This window comes from Streptomyces sp. NPDC051286, from assembly GCF_044455345.1.
In the GTDB taxonomy this organism is placed as follows: Bacteria; Actinomycetota; Actinomycetes; order Streptomycetales; family Streptomycetaceae; genus Streptomyces.
Genome location: NZ_JBITER010000008.1, coordinates 18,749 through 35,545 on the forward strand (window position 1 = coordinate 18,749; position 16,797 = coordinate 35,545).

The following is a 16,797-nucleotide window of genomic DNA, read 5'->3' on the forward strand; positions in this document are numbered from 1 at the left end:
AGCGTGCCTTGTGGCTGACGTACCTGCCGATCTTGCCGCAGTGTGGCCACGAGTGCTGGAGCAACTCCTCGGGGAGGGCCAGCAGGGCATCGAGCCGAAGGACAAGCAGTGGATCGAGCGCTGCCAGCCGCTCGCGCTGGTCGCCGACACCGCGCTGCTCGCCGTGCCCAACGAATGGGGCAAGCGAGTCCTTGAGGGGCGGCTTGCGCCGCTCATCAGCGAGACCCTGAGCCGTGAATGCGGACGCCCGATCCGGATCGCGATCACTGTCGACGACTCGGCGGGCGAGCCGCCGAACCCGCCGGCACCCCCGATGCACCAGGCCCAGCAGCCCGAGCAGCACCGCTACCAGGGACCGCAGCACGACGAGCGGCAGCACAACGACGCGTACGACGGATACGGCCACCGGCCCTCGGACGACGGCATGCCGACGGCCCGCCCCGCCTACCCCGACTACCAGCAGCAGCGCCCCGAGCCCGGCGCCTGGCCGCGCACCCAGGAGGACCTCTCCTGGCAGCAGCCCCGGCTCGGCGGATTCCAGGAGCGCGACGCGTCCCCGGAGCAGTGGCGTGAGCCGCAGCACGACTACCGCCCCCAGCAGCACGACTACCGGTCCCAGCCGCCCGAGCATCAGGGTTACGAGCAGCTGCGCCCCGAGCGCCACGACATGCCGGACCCCCAGCACCGGCAGGGCGGTCCCGGCACCGGACGCCCCGGCGGCGCCACCGGACCGATGGGTGCACAGCCCGCACCCGCACCCGGTCCCGGCGAACCCCATGCCCGGCTGAATCCGAAGTACCTCTTCGACACCTTTGTCATCGGCGCATCCAACCGATTCGCGCACGCCGCCGCCGTCGCTGTCGCCGAGGCACCCGCGAAGGCGTACAACCCCCTCTTCATCTATGGGGAGTCGGGGCTCGGCAAGACCCACCTGCTGCATGCCATCGGGCACTACGCGCGCAGTCTCTACCCGGGCACCCGGGTGCGCTATGTGAGCTCCGAGGAGTTCACCAACGAGTTCATCAACTCGATCCGCGACGGCAAGGGCGACACCTTCCGCAAGCGGTACCGCGACGTGGACATCCTGCTGGTCGACGACATCCAGTTCCTGGCGAGCAAGGAGTCGACGCAGGAGGAGTTCTTCCACACCTTCAACACGCTCCACAACGCCAACAAGCAGATCGTGCTGTCCTCGGACCGGCCGCCCAAGCAGCTGGTCACCCTGGAGGACCGGCTGCGGAACCGTTTCGAGTGGGGTCTGACCACCGATGTGCAGCCGCCGGAGCTGGAGACGCGCATCGCGATCCTCCGTAAGAAGGCAGTGCAGGAGCAGCTCAACGCCCCGCCGGAGGTCCTGGAGTTCATCGCCTCCCGCATCTCGCGCAACATCCGGGAGCTGGAGGGAGCGCTGATCCGGGTGACGGCCTTCGCCAGCCTCAACCGGCAGCCGGTGGATCTCGGGCTGACCGAGATCGTGCTGAAGGACCTGATCCCGGGCGGCGAGGACTCGGCTCCGGAGATCACGGCGACGGCCATCATGGCGGCGACCGCCGACTACTTCGGTCTGACTGTGGAGGACCTCTGCGGATCCTCACGCAGCCGGGTGCTGGTGACGGCTCGCCAGATCGCGATGTATCTCTGCCGTGAGCTGACGGATCTCTCACTACCCAAGATCGGCGCGCAGTTCGGCGGCCGCGACCACACGACGGTGATGCACGCGGACCGCAAAATCCGTGCGCTGATGGCGGAGCGACGCTCCATCTACAACCAGGTCACCGAGCTCACCAACCGCATCAAGAACGGCTGACAGGACGCCGGTACGGCTTCTGGCACGACTTCATGCACGGCGCCGAGGGCGCCCCTGCCGGACTTCCGCACAAGTCCGGCAGGGGCGCCCTTCGTCGTCTCCTGCCCACATCCATGGAGCCGGGGCACACCTCGGCGTGGTCCTGAAACGTTCCTGCCGACCACCGGAAGTTCTTCTGCCGGCCTCCGGAACGCCTCCGTGGGGCTCCAGGACACCTCGGCGGAGTCTCCAGAGGCCTCCCGGACCCCCTTCCGGCGCCATCCGCACGCCGCCGTCCCGGCCCTGGTGTTCGAATACACGCCGCCGACCTGCGGTTCTCCACAGATCTGGGGAAAATTTCCCCTCCACAGCCTGGGGATCGCGAAGTTGTCCATATTGCTTCCACAGGGCCGACTGCCGATACTCCATCAGGCCAGGTCAAGGGTCTGGGGATTTGTGGTCAACAGTGATCCACAGCCTGTGGATAAAATATTCGTCCACAGGGACCACCCGATGTTGTCCACCGGCAGCCCACAGGCGGGGCTGCGTTGTCCCCAGCTTCTCCACACCCTTGTCCACTGTTCGGCAACACAACACCCGCCTTCACCGCGCGGAGTGAAAGGCGTCACACCAGGGAGCCCGGTTGGGCTGTGGGGAACCTGGGTAAAACTGGGGACAGCCCTGGGGAGAAACACCCCTGTCCTGTGCATCGGGTGTGCAGAACTTTTGCGTGTCCACAGAAACACCGGGTTGTCCACCGGTGCCGCCCACAGGACCAGTGGATAAAAAACCCGGCCTGACCTGCGAAAACGACGTTATCCACGGTTTCCACAGGCCCTACTACTACTGCCACATAGAGTTAGCTCGGATTTCGCTTCGAAGTGGGTGCTGTGCACAACTCGGCGCCGGAGCTCTCCGAACCTCTTGTCGCGACTTGACCCCGAGCAGCACCGAGTGTCGGTGCCGTACGTCAGACTGGTCCCGGGACGTCCTCCCCCTGCCATCGGCGGAGTGACCCCGACCAGACCACGAAGGCCAGCAGGGCGAGCGAGCAACAGCAGGAGGCGGTTCCGGTGAAGATCCGGGTGGAGCGCGATGTACTCGCGGAGGCGGTGGCCTGGGTGGCCCGCAGCCTTCCGGCCCGTCCGCCGGCGCCCGTTCTTGCGGGCCTTCTTCTGAAGGCTGAGGACGGCGCCCTCAGCTTCTCCAGCTTCGACTACGAGGTCTCCGCCCGGGTCTCGGTGGACGCCGAGGTCGAGGAGGACGGCACGGTGCTGGTCTCCGGCCGGCTGCTCGCCGATATCTGCCGCGCCCTCCCCAACCGACCGGTGGAGATTTCCACCGACGGTGTACGGGTCACCGTGGTCTGCGGCTCCTCGCGATTCACACTCCACACCCTTCCTGTGGAGGAGTACCCGGCGCTGCCGCAGATGCCGACGGCGACGGGCACGGTCCCCGGCGAGGTCTTCGCTTCGGCCGCCGCCCAGGTCGCCATCGCCGCGGGCCGGGACGACACACTGCCCGTCCTGACCGGTGTGCGGATCGAGATCGAGGGCGACACCGTCACCCTGGCGTCCACCGACCGCTACCGCTTTGCGGTCCGCGAGTTCCTGTGGAAGCCGGAGAACCCGGACGCGTCGGCCGTGGCCCTGGTACCCGCCAAGACGCTGCTGGACACCGCCAAGGCCCTGACCAGCGGTGACACGGTCACGCTGGCGTTGTCCGGCTCGGGTGCCGGTGAAGGTCTGATCGGTTTCGAGGGCGCGGGCCGGCGTACGACCACGCGACTGCTCGAAGGCGATCTGCCGAAGTACCGGACGCTGTTCCCCACCGAGTTCAACTCGGTCGCCGTCATCGAGACCGCCCCGTTCGTCGAGGCCGTCAAGCGTGTGGCCCTCGTCGCCGAGCGGAACACCCCGGTGCGGCTCAGCTTTGAGCAGGGCGTGCTGATCCTGGAAGCCGGATCCAGCGATGATGCACAGGCTGTGGAGCGCGTCGACGCCGTTCTGGACGGTGACGACATCTCGATCGCCTTCAACCCGACCTTCCTGCTCGACGGGCTCAGCGCGATCGACTCCCCGGTGGCCCAGCTCTCCTTCACGACGTCCACCAAGCCCGCGCTGCTCAGCGGCCGGCCGGCTGTGGATGCCGAGGCGGATGACGCGTACAAGTACCTGATCATGCCGGTCCGCCTCTCCGGCTGATCCGGCCACCGGTCCTGTCACGGCAGCGCCCGACGGGCACGCTCGGCTCCGAGCATGCCCGTCGGTCTGTCCCCGGCCGGGCGTAGGCTCGGCTTTGGGTACGAATCGGCACAACGCTTAAGGAATCTCTGATGGAGCTCGGTCTCGTCGGCCTAGGCAAGATGGGCGGCAACATGCGCGAGCGCATCCGCCGCGCAGGCCACACCGTCATCGGTTACGACCGCAACCCGGACGTCTCCGATGTCCACAGCCTCGAAGAGCTTGTGGGCAAGCTGAAGGGCCCGCGGGTCATCTGGGTGATGGTCCCGGCCGGTGCCGCGACCCAGTCCACGATCGACGAGCTGGCCGCGCTGCTCTCGCCCGGCGACATCGTCGTGGACGGCGGGAACTCCCGCTGGACGGACGACGAGAAGCACGCGGTCGAGCTGGGCATCAAGGGCATCGGCTTCGTCGACTGCGGTGTCTCGGGCGGCGTCTGGGGCCTGGAGAACGGCTACGCGCTGATGTACGGCGGCGACGCCGAGAGCGTGGCGAAGGTCCAGCCGATCTTCGACGCGCTGAAGCCGGAAGGCGACTTCGGCTCCGTCCACGCGGGCAAAGTCGGTGCCGGCCACTTCGCGAAGATGGTCCACAACGGCATCGAGTACGCCATGATGCAGGCCTACGCCGAGGGCTGGGAGCTGCTGGAGAAGGTCGACTCCGTCACCGATGTGCGCGAGGTCTTCCGGTCCTGGCAGGAGGGCACGGTCATCCGTTCCTGGCTGCTCGACCTGGCGGTCAACGCGCTGGACGACGACGAGCACCTCGACAAGCTCCGTGGCTTCGCCGCCGACTCCGGTGAGGGCCGGTGGACGGTGGAAGCCGCGATCGACAACGCGGTGCCGCTGCCCGCGATCACCGCGTCGCTCTTCGCGCGATTCGCCTCGCGCCAGGACGACTCCCCGCAGATGAAGATGATCGCCGCGCTGCGCAACCAGTTCGGTGGCCACGCGGTCGAGAACAAGAAGTAACCGCATCGAGGGCGGGCCGACATCACCGGCCCGCGCCGCGGAGCACGGAGCAGGAAGCCGGGAAGGTCGGCATACACCCATGCATGTCACGCATCTCTCGCTGGCCGACTTCCGCTCGTACGCCCGGGTCGAGGTTCCTCTCGACCCGGGCGTCACCGCATTCGTGGGGGCGAACGGTCAGGGCAAGACGAATCTGGTCGAGGCCGTCGGCTACCTCGCGACGCTCGGTAGCCATCGTGTCTCCTCCGATGCGCCACTGGTGCGGATGGGTGCGGACCGGGCTGTCATCCGGGCCGCCGTCACCCAGGGTGAGCGCGCGCAGCTGATCGAGCTGGAGCTCAACCCGGGCAAGGCCAATCGCGCCCGGATCAATCGATCGTCGCAGGTCAGGCCCCGTGACGTGCTGGGGATCATACGGACCGTACTGTTCGCGCCGGAGGATCTGGCGCTCGTCAAGGGCGATCCCGGGGAGCGTCGGCGCTTCCTCGACGAGCTGATCACTGCGCGTTCGCCGCGGATGGCCGGTGTCCGTTCGGACTACGAGCGGGTGCTCAAGCAGCGCAACACTCTGCTGAAGTCCGCGGCGATGGCGCGCAGGCACGGCGGCCGGTCGATGGATCTGTCCACCCTCGACGTGTGGGACCAGCATCTGGGCCGGGTGGGCGCGGAGCTGCTGGCGCAGCGGCTGGATCTGATCGCGACCCTGCAGCCGCTGACGGACAAGGCGTACGCGGATGTCGCGCCCGGTGGCGGCCCGGTGACGCTGGAGTACCGCAGTTCCGTCGGTGCGGGTGTGGAGTCCGCCCGTACCCGTGACGAGCTGTACGAGCAGTTGCTCGCTGCGCTCGCGGAGGTCCGCAAGCAGGAGATCGAGCGGGGTGTGACGCTGGTCGGTCCGCACCGTGACGATCTGCTGCTGGGACTGCGCGGGATGCCCGCCAAGGGGTACGCGAGCCATGGCGAGTCCTGGTCGTACGCGCTGGCGCTGCGGCTTGCCTCGTACGATCTGCTGCGCACCGAGGGCAATGAGCCGGTGCTCGTTCTGGACGATGTCTTTGCCGAGCTGGACGCGCGGCGCCGGGAGCGGCTGGCGGAGCTGGTGGCCCCGGGTGAGCAGGTGCTGGTGACGGCGGCAGTGGACGATGACGTTCCGGGTGTGCTGGCGGGAACGCGGTATGCGGTGTCGGCGGGCGAGGTGAAGCGGATATGAGTGGCTCCGTCGATCCGGCGAAGGGCGCTGCCGGCGGCCCGCAGGAGCCGTTGGGCGGGGCGAAGCAGCAGGAGGCGTCCGGTGTCGATCTGGCGCGGGTCGCCCTGCGTGCCGCGAAGGAGCAGGCTCGGGCGCGCGGGGCCGCGGCACAGCAGAAGAAACAGGCCAGACGGGGCGGTGGGCTGCGTTCGGGCGCGCGGGCGGACGGGCGCGATCCGTTGCCGCTGGGCGCCGCGATCAATCGTCTGATCACCGAGCGCGGCTGGGAGACCCCCGCGGCGGTGGGCGGTGTGATGGGCCGCTGGCCGCAGATCGTCGGTGACGATCTGGCGAATCACTGTGTGCCGCTGCGGTACGACGAGGCCCCCGAGGAGCGGGTGCTCACGGTGCAGTGCGATTCGACGGCCTGGGCGACGCAGTTGCGGTTGCTGGCGCCGCAGCTGGTCGCCCGGCTGAACGCGGATCTGGGGCATGGCACCGTGAAGTTGATCAAGGTTCTGGGGCCGGGCGGTCCGCAGCGCAGATTCGGTCCGCTGCGTGCGCCGGGAAGTGTCGGCCCGGGCGATACCTACGGCTGACCTGGGCTTTTCTCTCTTTGTGCGGTTCTTTGCCCGATGTCGGCGGCTGCCGTCCCGCAGTCCGGAGAAGTTCGGCTGCGGTGGTATGCCGCGTTCTTTGCGGTTTTGTCTGTTATTTGCGCGATGTGCGGGTCTGTACAGGTTGAAATCCTGCGGTGCGGCCGAGGTGTCCCTCGCTGTAGTGAGAGGTTGACAGGCCGAAGCGCTCAATGCCCGCGTGAGCCTCTTGGGGCCCCATCCCGAATATGGGGAGTCGTCAGGCGCTCATTCAGGGCGGCACATGCGGACTCAGGTACCGGCAAACCCCCATTCGTGTCGGCGCTACCGGTAGACTGGTGAACAATCCCGCATCCTTGCGGGAGTCGTCGATACAAGCCGAACGACGCAGCCGCTCCCGCTTGCCCGGAGAACGGCCTGTGCTGTGCCAGAAAGGGCGCTTCGTGGCCGATTCCGGCAACCCCAACGAGAACATTCCGTCCACACCCGGTGAGAGCGGCGAGGCGGCTGCCTCGTACGACGCCAGCGCGATCACCGTCCTCGAGGGCCTGGACGCGGTCCGCAAGCGACCTGGCATGTACATCGGCTCGACCGGTGAGCGTGGACTTCACCACCTTGTGCAAGAGGTCGTCGACAACTCGGTCGACGAAGCCCTGGCCGGGCACGCGGACACCATCGACGTCACGATCCTTGCCGACGGCGGGGTCCGAGTGATCGACAACGGTCGTGGTATCCCCGTTGACATCGTGCCGTCGGAGAAGAAGCCCGCGGTCGAGGTCGTGCTGACGGTGCTGCACGCCGGCGGCAAGTTCGGCGGTGGCGGATATGCCGTCTCCGGCGGTCTGCACGGTGTCGGTGTCTCCGTCGTGAACGCCCTGTCGACGCGCGTCTCCGTCGAGGTCAGGCGGGACGGCTACCGCTGGACCCAGGACTACAAGCTCGGTGTGCCCACGGCGCCGCTGGCCCGTAACGAGGCCACCGAGGAGACCGGTACGACCGTGACCTTCTGGGCCGACGGCGACATCTTCGAGACCATCGAGTACTCCTTCGAGACCCTGTCGCGCCGCTTCCAGGAGATGGCGTTCCTCAACAAGGGCCTGACGATCAGGCTCACGGACGAGCGTGAGTCGGCGAAGGCGACGGCGGGCGCGGATGTCGCGGAGGCGGTCGAGGTCGCCGAGGAGGAAGCGGCCCGTACGGTCACGTACCACTACGAGGGCGGCATCGTCGACTTCGTGAAGTACCTCAACTCCCGCAAGGGCGACGTCATTCACCAGTCGGTGATCGACATCGAGGCCGAGGACAAGGAGCGACTCCTCTCGGCCGAGATCGCGATGCAGTGGAACACGCAGTACAGCGAGGGTGTCTACTCCTTCGCCAACACGATCCACACGCATGAGGGCGGTACGCACGAGGAGGGCTTTCGCGCGGCGCTGACCACGCTGGTCAACAAGTACGCGCGGGACAAGAAGCTGCTGCGCGAGAAGGACGACAATCTCACCGGTGACGACATCCGTGAGGGTCTGACGGCGATCATCTCGGTGAAGCTGGGCGAGCCGCAGTTCGAGGGCCAAACGAAGACCAAGCTGGGCAACACGGAGGCGAAGACCTTCGTCCAGAAGGTGGTCCACGAGCACCTCACGGACTGGTTCGACCGGAACCCGAACGAGGCCGCGGACATCATCCGCAAGGGCATCGCGGCGGCCACGGCCCGCGTCGCCGCCCGCAAGGCGCGCGACCTGACCCGTCGCAAGGGGCTCCTGGAGAGCGCCTCGCTGCCGGGCAAGCTGAGCGACTGCCAGTCGAACGACCCGACGAAGTGCGAGATCTTCATCGTCGAGGGTGACTCCGCCGGTGGTTCGGCGAAGTCCGGCCGTAACCCGATGTACCAGGCCATCCTGCCGATCCGAGGCAAGATCCTGAACGTCGAGAAGGCCCGGGTCGACAAGATCCTTCAGAACACCGAGGTCCAGGCGCTGATCTCGGCCTTCGGTACCGGAGTCCACGAGGACTTCGACATCGAGAAGCTCCGCTATCACAAGATCATTCTGATGGCGGACGCCGACGTCGACGGTCAGCACATCAACACGCTGCTGCTGACGTTCCTCTTCCGCTTCATGCGGCCGTTGGTCGAGGCCGGCCATGTCTACCTCTCCCGGCCGCCGCTCTACAAGATCAAGTGGGGCCGCGACGACTTCGAGTACGCGTACTCGGACCGCGAGCGCGACGCCCTGGTCGAGCTCGGCAAGCAGAACGGCAAGCGGATCAAGGAAGACTCGATCCAGCGCTTCAAGGGTCTCGGCGAGATGAACGCCGAGGAGCTGCGCATCACGACGATGGACGTCGACCACCGCGTGCTCGGCCAGGTCACGCTGGACGACGCGGCGCAGGCAGACGACCTCTTCTCGGTGCTGATGGGTGAGGACGTCGAGGCACGGCGCTCGTTCATCCAGCGCAACGCCAAGGACGTCCGCTTCCTCGACATCTGAGTCGGCCGTACCAAGCAAGCCGCAGCTCGAAAGGACTTTGACCAGCAATGGCCGACGAGAACACCCCTGTGACCCCTGAAGAGGAGCCCGCAGCCGCGGGTGTGGGCATGCGTGTCGAGCCCGTGGGGCTCGAGACGGAGATGCAGCGCTCCTACCTCGACTACGCGATGTCCGTCATCGTGTCGCGTGCGCTGCCGGACGTAAGGGACGGCCTCAAGCCCGTCCACCGCCGTGTCCTGTACGCCATGTACGACGGCGGGTACCGGCCCGAGAAGGGCTTCTACAAGTGCGCCCGTGTCGTCGGTGACGTCATGGGTACGTACCACCCGCACGGCGACTCCTCGATCTACGACGCGCTCGTGCGACTGGCGCAGCCCTGGTCGATGCGCATGCCGCTGGTCGACTCCAACGGCAACTTCGGTTCTCCGGGCAACGACCCGGCCGCAGCCATGCGGTACACCGAGTGCAAGATGATGCCGCAGTCCATGGAGATGGTCCGGGACATCGACGAGGAGACCGTCGACTTCCAGGACAACTACGACGGCCGCAACCAGGAGCCGACGGTTCTGCCGGCGCGCTTCCCGAACCTGCTGGTCAACGGCTCCGCGGGCATCGCGGTCGGCATGGCGACCAACATCCCGCCGCACAACCTGCGCGAGGTCGCGGCCGGTGCCCAGTGGTACCTGGAGCACCCGGAGGCCTCGCACGAGGAGCTGCTGGACGCCCTGATCGAGCGGATCAAGGGCCCGGACTTCCCGACCGGAGCGCTCGTCGTCGGCCGCAAGGGCATCGAGGAGGCGTACCGCACGGGCCGTGGCTCCATCACGATGCGCGCGGTCGTCGCGGTCGAGGAGATCCAGAACCGGCAGTGCCTGGTCGTCACGGAGCTTCCGTACCAGACCAACCCCGACAACCTCGCGCAGAAGATCGCCGACCTGGTCAAGGACGGCAAGGTCGGCGGCATCGCGGACGTCCGCGACGAGACGTCCTCGCGCACCGGCCAGCGCCTCGTGGTCGTGCTGAAGCGGGACGCGGTCGCCAAGGTCGTACTGAACAACCTTTACAAGCACACCGATCTCCAGACGAACTTCGGCGCGAACATGCTGGCGCTCGTCGACGGGGTGCCGCGCACGCTGTCGATCGACGCGTTCATCCGCCACTGGGTGACGCACCAGATCGAGGTCATCGTCCGGCGTACCAGGTTCCGCCTGCGCAAGGCGGAGGAGCGGGCGCACATCCTGCGCGGTCTGCTCAAGGCGCTCGACGCGATCGACGAGGTCATCGCCCTCATCCGGCGCAGCCAGACGGTCGAGATCGCGCGTGAGGGCCTGATGGGCCTGCTGGAGATCGATGAGATCCAGGCGAACGCGATTCTGGAGATGCAGCTGCGCCGACTGGCCGCGCTGGAGCACCAGAAGATCACGGCCGAGCACGATGAGCTCCAGGCGAAGATCAACGAGTACAACGAGATCCTGGCGTCGCCGGTACGGCAGCGGCAGATCGTCAGCGAGGAGCTGGCGGCGATCGTCGAGAAGTTCGGCGACGACCGGCGCTCCAAGCTGGTGCCCTTCGACGGTGACATGTCCATCGAGGACCTGATCGCCGAGGAGGACATTGTCGTCACCATCTCGCGCGGCGGCTATGTGAAGCGTACGAAGACGGACGACTACCGCTCGCAGAAGCGCGGCGGCAAGGGTGTCCGCGGCACGAAGCTCAAGGAAGACGACATCGTCGACCACTTCTTCGTGTCGACGACCCACCACTGGCTGCTGTTCTTCACCAACAAGGGCCGCGTCTACCGGGCCAAGGCGTACGAGCTTCCGGACGCCGGCCGGGACGCGCGCGGCCAGCACGTCGCCAACCTGCTGGCCTTCCAGCCGGACGAGCAGATCGCCGAGATCCTGGCGATCCGGGACTACGAGGCTGCGCCCTATCTGATCCTCGCCACCAAGGGCGGCCTGGTGAAGAAGACCGCGCTGAAGGACTACGACTCCCCGCGTTCCGGCGGTGTCATCGCGATCAACCTCCGCGAGACGGAGGACGGCAGCGACGACGAGCTGATCGGTGCGGAGCTGGTCTCGGCCGAGGATGATCTGCTGCTCATCAGCAAGAAGGCCCAGTCCATCAGGTTCACTGCGACGGACGAAGCCCTGCGCCCGATGGGCCGCGCCACCTCGGGCGTCAAGGGCATGAGTTTCCGCGAAGGCGACGAACTGCTCTCGATGAATGTCGTCAGGCCCGGTACGTTCGTGTTCACTGCCACCGATGGTGGGTACGCGAAGCGGACCCCCGTCGACGAGTACCGCGTTCAGGGTCGTGGCGGCCTGGGTATCAAGGCCGCCAAGATCGTGGAGGACCGGGGCTCGCTGGTCGGCGCGCTGGTGGTCGAGGAGACGGACGAAATCCTCGCCATCACGCTCGGCGGCGGTGTGATTCGTACGCGAGTCAATGAAGTCAGGGAGACGGGCCGTGACACCATGGGCGTCCAACTGATCAATCTGGGCAAGCGTGACGCGGTCGTCGGCATCGCACGTAACGCCGAGGCCGGCCGCGAGGCCGAAGAGGTCGATGGAGATGCGGATGCCGAGGCGACTGCCGAGGCGACTGCAGAGAACACTGTCGAGGGCACTGTCGAAGGCACGTCGCCTTCGGCCGGGGAGCACGAGGAGTAGAGCGTGAGTGGAGCCACGGGCGCCGGTTCGGCCGCTTCCGGAGCTGGAGCGAACGGTGCCCGTGGCCCTGCCACGGACTCCCAAGGGGGCACTGTGACGGACACCCGGGGGCCTCAGCCCCAGTACGAGGGATACGCGAGCGGGCCGCTGCCCGGTGAGCGTGAGCCCGCGCCGGGGCAGGCAGGAGGGCCATACCACCCGCCGCAGGCGTACTCCTCGCCCGCGGGCGGGACGCAGGGCGTCGGGGCCGCTCAGGCGGCCCGTCGCCCGCGGACGGGGGCGCGGACCACTCCGCGTACCCGCAAGGCGCGACTGCGGGTGGCGAAGGCTGATCCGTGGTCGGTGATGAAGGTCAGCTTCCTGCTCTCCATCGCGCTCGGCATCTGCACGGTCGTGGCGGCCGCGGTCCTGTGGATGGTGATGAACGCCATGGGCGTCTTCTCCACTGTGGGCGGCACCATCAGCGAGGCGACCGGCTCCAACGACAGCACCGGCTTCGATGTGCAGTCGTTCCTGTCGCTTCCGCACGTCCTCATCTTCACGTCGGTCATCGCGGTGATCGACGTCGTGCTGGCGACCGCGCTGGCGACGCTGGGCGCCTTCATCTACAACTTGTCGGCCGGTTTCGTGGGCGGTGTCGAGCTCACGCTGGCCGAGGACGAGTAAGGGCTGCGGGTATCGATTTTGGGACTGGCCCCGACGTGCGCTAATCTTCAGAAGTCAGCGCGCAGCGCGGCGGGGCTATAGCTCAGTTGGTTAGAGCGCATCCCTGATAAGGATGAGGCCACAGGTTCAAATCCTGTTAGCCCCACCAGTACGAAGACCCCCGGTCCACTTGGGCCGGGGGTCTTCGGCATCTACTGCTGACATCAACGGCTGCGGTCAGCCGATGAGCGGGCCTTCCAGGAGCTCGGCCGGCATCGCCACGGCTCCGCGCTCCCCGTCGCCGACCACGTGGGTGTAGATGTCGATGGTCATGCTGATCTGGCTGTGCCGGAGGGTCGCCTGAGCCACCTTGGGGTGCACCTTCAGGAAGGCCGGCAGGGTGCCGCAGGTGTGCCGGGCGAGCCGGACCGTGATGCGCCGCACACCGGCCCGCTGCACGAGGTGGTCGAAGGTCCTCGTGCCCCTCCCGGCAGGCTTTGCCCCCGTCGCACCGATCGGCACGCCCGCTCGACGCGTTGGCCACAAGCCCCGGTAGCTCCGCTGCACAGATTTGTGGCCGCCTTGCGATCGCACGCACCGGACGACGCTCCTCAGGGGGCACACATTCCCGGTCACGGCACTGGAGAAGCCCGCCGGGTCGATCATGCCGCCATGCTCCGAGGAGAAGATCAGGTCATGATCCGTGTTCCGGGACCAGTGCTCACTGGCGATCAAAAGACGAAGCCACTCGCCCCCGCCGGCGTGAAGACTGCCTACAACACCACGACCCGCAAGACGACCGTCTCCTGCTCCGCCAACAAGGAGATGGACCTGGCGAGTTACTCCCTCTACCGGCGGCCCGTCGGCTCCAGCACCTGGTTACCGGCGGCCCGTCGGCTCCAGCACCCGGACGAAGTAACCACGACCACCATCTGCGCGGCCACACCGATCCCTCGTGAACCCCGACGACCGCACGCCCTGCTACTACGAGGTTCGCGACAGGCCGGTTGCATCGTCGTGGGCGGTCTTGGGGCATCGGAGTGCGGGAACGGCCCTGTCGGCGCAGGGGATCGCCTGATCGGGAACCGTGAAGCAAGGCTTCGCGGACTGCGGCTTCGTGCCCACCACGCCATGGTGGGCACGAAGCCGGCCCCCGGCTGCCCGGCGCACGAAAAGGCCCCCGTCCGGTGTGAACCGGACGGGGGCCCTGTGCGTCATTGGCGCCGCTCTTACGGCGGCAGGAGGGATGCGTCCCCCGTCGGGGCCCCGTGGGCGGTGCGGGCGGCACCGGTGGTGTCTGTGGCGCCCATGGCGTCCCTCATGTCCGTCAGCAGGTGCCTGGCGTCCGGTGCGAAGCCGTGTGCCTCGGCGCGGATGCGCTGCTTCATCGTGGGTGGCAGCGACCTGTCACGCGGAAGGGTCCATCGCACCGACGGCGTGGTCGCGGTTGCCGTGGTCGCATCTGTGTGCTCCTGAGTCGTGGCCTCCGGCTGTGCGGCCGCGGCGGGGGTGCTGATGAGCCCCATCGACGCGAGAAACGCGAAGAAGGCGGTGATGAAGGCGGTCCAGATGCTCTTGGCCTTGAAGGTGCTCATGGCCCCTCGCTTTCGGGTGGTCCGGTTTGCTTACCTTTCTGATGATGTGGATGTGGCCCCCGATTTCGGGGACCGACGCCGTGGATCCGCCGATCTTCAGATGAACACCACTCGTCTGGTGCAACCGGGCTGGACGGACCGATACGAGGCCGGGTGGGATGGCCGCTTTTGCCCGGGAACCAGCCGGGTCGCAGGTAGGTCACTGATCGGTATCGGTCGGTGTGTATAGTCGGGCGGCAGAAGTCCCCTACGTCAAGGAAAGACGAGGTCGCGCGGTGAAGAAGCTTCTCCTGGTCGCACTGGCCGCCATCGGCGGGCTCCTCGTGTACCGCCAGATCCAGGCGGATCGCGCCGAGCAGGATCTGTGGACGGAGGCGACTGACTCCGTACCCGCAGGTTCGGGTGTCTGAGACAGAAACAGCCTTGTGCGGGCCCCGGTCGCTGAGCGGCCGGGGCTTCGTGCTGTTGCGGGACCGTGACGCCTGTGCTCTTGGATTCACCTACACAAATCAATAGCTTGCGAAAGCAAAAGGGCCGATGGGGTGGTCGAGGGGGCACAGGTGGGAGCACCGAACCATCGCCGTACTTCAGCACTGGGGACTTGGGCCGGCAGGGCACTGCTCGCCCTGATCGCGGGTGCGATGCCCGCCACGGCGGCCGGCACGGCTGCGGACGGCACAGCTGCAGCCCCGGCCACGACATCTCGGTCGCCTCGACGTACTCGTACGGTGCGACGCAGCTGTTCACGCCCGCCCGCTTCCCGGTCGGCGGCGATGGTGAGTTCACCTCGTCGGCCCTCTGCAGCGGCCGTCCGGCTGCGATCAGGATGGGTTCGGTGCCGGTTGCCTGGACCAACCGCTACGAGTACCGCTCAGCGGCCCAGCCGACGGTGCATGCCGGGGCGAGTTCTGCATCTCGGTGACGCTGGGCGCGCAGACTGCTGAGATCGCCGAGAACGCCCGGATCGGTGTGGTGCTGCGGGTGGCGGTGCTCGGGGACGAGCAGGCCGGCCCCGAGCACCATGCCGCCGTCCTCGCCAGGAAGCCGGACAGGGGAGAGGGCAGGAGGACCGACAAGAAGGGCATTTCAGCTGCAGCCGGAGACAGCGGAGGTACGGGCGGGGCAGGATGGACCGGCGTTGCGGCCGCTGCCAGGGCGGGCGCCATGGTGGTGACCGCCGGGCTCGTGTTCGTACGCAGCCGCCGCAGGTCGGCCACACAGACGACGAGGGGAAGCGCGCGATGAGGCAGCGCAACAGGGGCCGGGCGACGCTGGCCGCGGCAGCGGCGATGTGCGTGGTGGTGGCGCTGCCGGGGCAGGCGTACGCGGCCGGTGAGCCTGCCGCGTACACCTTCCACCCCGGGGCGAAGGCGATCCCGGGCGCGGAGGTCAGCACCGACGCGTCGGCCCTGAAGCCCGGATCCGTCTACAGGAGCTCGATCAAGCCGGGCGAAAAGCTCTACTACCTCCTCGACCTCGACGCCGCCACGAACGCGTACGTCTCGGCGGTGGTCGTACCCAAGGCCGGTGGCAAGGTCGCGTACGGGGACGGCATCACGGTCAGCATCAGGGACAGCAGGGACCTGCAGTGCAGTTCCGAGGGCGCCCGCTTCGGGGCTGCGGAGTTCCCGCATCCGATCGCCGCGTACGCCTACCGGGTCACGGACAAGGACAGCAGCCCCTGCCAGGACGCCGGTACGTACAACGTCCTGATCGAGCGGGAGAGCAAGGCCACCTCGACGCCCGACGCCTGGGACCTGGAAATCCGTTACGCGTCGGAGCCGAAGCTGAAGAAGGGCGGTACGGCGCCGACCGAGGCGCCCCAGAACTGGCCCTCGGCGTCGCCGACACCGCCCACGCAGGCCAAGACGGAGGAACGGCCCGGCGGCACGAGTTATTACGACGCCACCAGCCTGGAGACCGGCACGTGGAGGGACGGCATCAAGCCGGGGCAGACCCTCTTCTACCGGGTGCCGGTGGACTGGGGACAGCAGATCTTCGCCACCGTCGACCTCGGCAACAGTGTCGGCGGCTCGGACGAGTACGTCGGCAACGCGCTCGCACTCTCCCTGGACAATCCGGCGCACGGCCATGTCGACAATGCCTCGCCGCTGTCGTACTCCGGCAAGCCCGCCTCGGTGTCGCTCGATCCGCTGCCCCCGGTGGCGTACGAGAACCGGTTCACGTTCAGTGCCGACGAGAGCGCCATGCGGTTCGCGGGCTGGTACTACCTGTCGGTGTCGCTCAGCCCGAAGGTCGCTCATGGATACGGGGAGAAGGCGATCCCGATGACTCTCAAGGTGCAGGTCGAGAACGCGGCGGGAACGTCGCCGTACGAGGGCTCCGCCGGAATCTTCGGTGTGACGCAGGACGACAAGGACATGGCCAGGAGCGGTAAGAGTGCCCCTCAGGCCGACAAGAGCAACACGATGAAGATGGTGGGCGCGGCCGGGATCGGCGCAGGCGCCGTGCTGGTGCTCGGCCTCGGGGCGTGGACGCTGCTTGCGCGTCGCCGCGCGGCGGCCGCCGTGGGTGGTCCTGCCGGTGGCGCAGCCGGGCAGCAGCCCTACGGAGGACCGCCGCAGGCCTGGTGACAGCGGCTGCAGCCACC

At 67.6% G+C, this 16,797-nt stretch carries 13 protein-coding genes and 1 tRNA gene; 12 read left to right on the plus strand and 2 right to left on the minus strand.

The annotated features are described in order from the left end of the window. The first annotated feature begins 10 nt into the window (after positions 1–10). From dnaA to ACIBB8_RS10635, 9 genes are all read left to right on the plus strand, one after another. Entirely contained in the window at positions 11–1,807 is a 1,797-nt protein-coding gene (gene dnaA / locus ACIBB8_RS10595) for a chromosomal replication initiator protein DnaA (RefSeq protein WP_398950562.1), read from the plus strand. 1,052 nt (positions 1,808–2,859) lie between these two features. After that, positions 2,860–3,990, plus strand: coding sequence for a DNA polymerase III subunit beta (gene dnaN / locus ACIBB8_RS10600; protein WP_398950566.1), 1,131 nt, complete (start codon positions 2,860–2,862; stop codon positions 3,988–3,990). A 131-nt stretch (positions 3,991–4,121) separates the two neighbouring features. Next, positions 4,122–5,000, plus strand: a complete 879-nt coding sequence (gnd, locus tag ACIBB8_RS10605) for a phosphogluconate dehydrogenase (NAD(+)-dependent, decarboxylating) (RefSeq protein WP_358856653.1) — start codon at positions 4,122–4,124, stop codon at positions 4,998–5,000. A 79-nt stretch (positions 5,001–5,079) separates the two neighbouring features. Then, positions 5,080–6,210 carry a DNA replication/repair protein RecF gene (recF, locus tag ACIBB8_RS10610; RefSeq protein ID WP_398950569.1) on the plus strand — a complete coding sequence of 377 codons (1,131 nt, stop codon included), beginning with the start codon at positions 5,080–5,082 and terminating at the stop codon, positions 6,208–6,210. Beyond that, entirely contained in the window at positions 6,207–6,788 is a 582-nt protein-coding gene (locus tag ACIBB8_RS10615; RefSeq protein WP_398950571.1) for a DUF721 domain-containing protein, read from the plus strand. The genes recF and ACIBB8_RS10615 overlap by 4 nt, the downstream gene beginning before the upstream one ends. A gap of 416 nt (positions 6,789–7,204) precedes the next feature. Next, on the plus strand, positions 7,205–9,274 hold the full coding sequence (gene gyrB, locus ACIBB8_RS10620) for a DNA topoisomerase (ATP-hydrolyzing) subunit B (protein WP_398950573.1): 2,070 nt from the start codon (positions 7,205–7,207) through the stop codon (positions 9,272–9,274). A gap of 47 nt (positions 9,275–9,321) precedes the next feature. Next, complete coding sequence (gene gyrA / locus ACIBB8_RS10625) at positions 9,322–11,946, plus strand: DNA gyrase subunit A (protein WP_398950575.1); 2,625 nt, start codon at positions 9,322–9,324, stop codon at positions 11,944–11,946. A gap of 93 nt (positions 11,947–12,039) precedes the next feature. Then, positions 12,040–12,612, plus strand: a complete 573-nt coding sequence (locus tag ACIBB8_RS10630) for a DUF3566 domain-containing protein (RefSeq protein WP_398950577.1) — start codon at positions 12,040–12,042, stop codon at positions 12,610–12,612. 71 nt (positions 12,613–12,683) lie between these two features. Next, a tRNA-Ile gene (locus tag ACIBB8_RS10635) sits at positions 12,684–12,760 on the plus strand. A 68-nt stretch (positions 12,761–12,828) separates the two neighbouring features. On the opposite strand, the gene ACIBB8_RS10640 is transcribed toward ACIBB8_RS10635, so the two are convergent. Together ACIBB8_RS10640 and ACIBB8_RS10645 are read right to left on the minus strand one after the other, a co-directional pair. Then, the gene (locus tag ACIBB8_RS10640; RefSeq protein WP_398950579.1) at positions 12,829–13,050 is read right to left on the minus strand and encodes a hypothetical protein; all 222 of its coding nucleotides are present in this window, start codon (positions 13,048–13,050) and stop codon (positions 12,829–12,831) included. A 770-nt stretch (positions 13,051–13,820) separates the two neighbouring features. Next, a complete protein-coding gene (locus ACIBB8_RS10645) occupies positions 13,821–14,186 on the minus strand; it encodes a DUF6344 domain-containing protein (protein ID WP_398950581.1) in 366 nt (121 codons plus the stop codon). 275 nt (positions 14,187–14,461) lie between these two features. Between ACIBB8_RS10645 and ACIBB8_RS10650 the strand changes: the two genes are divergently transcribed. From ACIBB8_RS10650 to ACIBB8_RS10660, 3 genes are all read left to right on the plus strand, one after another. Next, positions 14,462–14,596, plus strand: coding sequence for a DLW-39 family protein (locus ACIBB8_RS10650; RefSeq protein WP_003958712.1), 135 nt, complete (start codon positions 14,462–14,464; stop codon positions 14,594–14,596). A 508-nt stretch (positions 14,597–15,104) separates the two neighbouring features. After that, the gene (locus ACIBB8_RS10655) at positions 15,105–15,431 is read left to right on the plus strand and encodes a hypothetical protein (RefSeq protein WP_398950584.1); all 327 of its coding nucleotides are present in this window, start codon (positions 15,105–15,107) and stop codon (positions 15,429–15,431) included. After that, positions 15,428–16,780: a hypothetical protein gene (locus ACIBB8_RS10660; protein ID WP_398950586.1), complete on the plus strand. Its 1,353-nt coding sequence runs from the start codon at positions 15,428–15,430 to the stop codon at positions 16,778–16,780. The genes ACIBB8_RS10655 and ACIBB8_RS10660 overlap by 4 nt, the downstream gene beginning before the upstream one ends. Positions 16,781–16,797 lie beyond the last annotated feature (17 nt).

Coding starts and splice junctions, on each gene's coding strand:
- ACIBB8_RS10660 (WP_398950586.1), top strand. CDS start 15,428: ATGAGGCAGCGCAACAGGGGCCGGGCGACGCTGGCCGCGGCAGCGGCG.
- ACIBB8_RS10615 (WP_398950571.1), top strand. CDS start 6,207: ATGAGTGGCTCCGTCGATCCGGCGAAGGGCGCTGCCGGCGGCCCGCAG.
- gyrA (WP_398950575.1), top strand. CDS start 9,322: ATGGCCGACGAGAACACCCCTGTGACCCCTGAAGAGGAGCCCGCAGCC.
- recF (WP_398950569.1), top strand. CDS start 5,080: ATGCATGTCACGCATCTCTCGCTGGCCGACTTCCGCTCGTACGCCCGG.
- ACIBB8_RS10645 (WP_398950581.1), bottom strand. CDS start 14,186: ATGAGCACCTTCAAGGCCAAGAGCATCTGGACCGCCTTCATCACCGCC.
- gnd (WP_358856653.1), top strand. CDS start 4,122: ATGGAGCTCGGTCTCGTCGGCCTAGGCAAGATGGGCGGCAACATGCGC.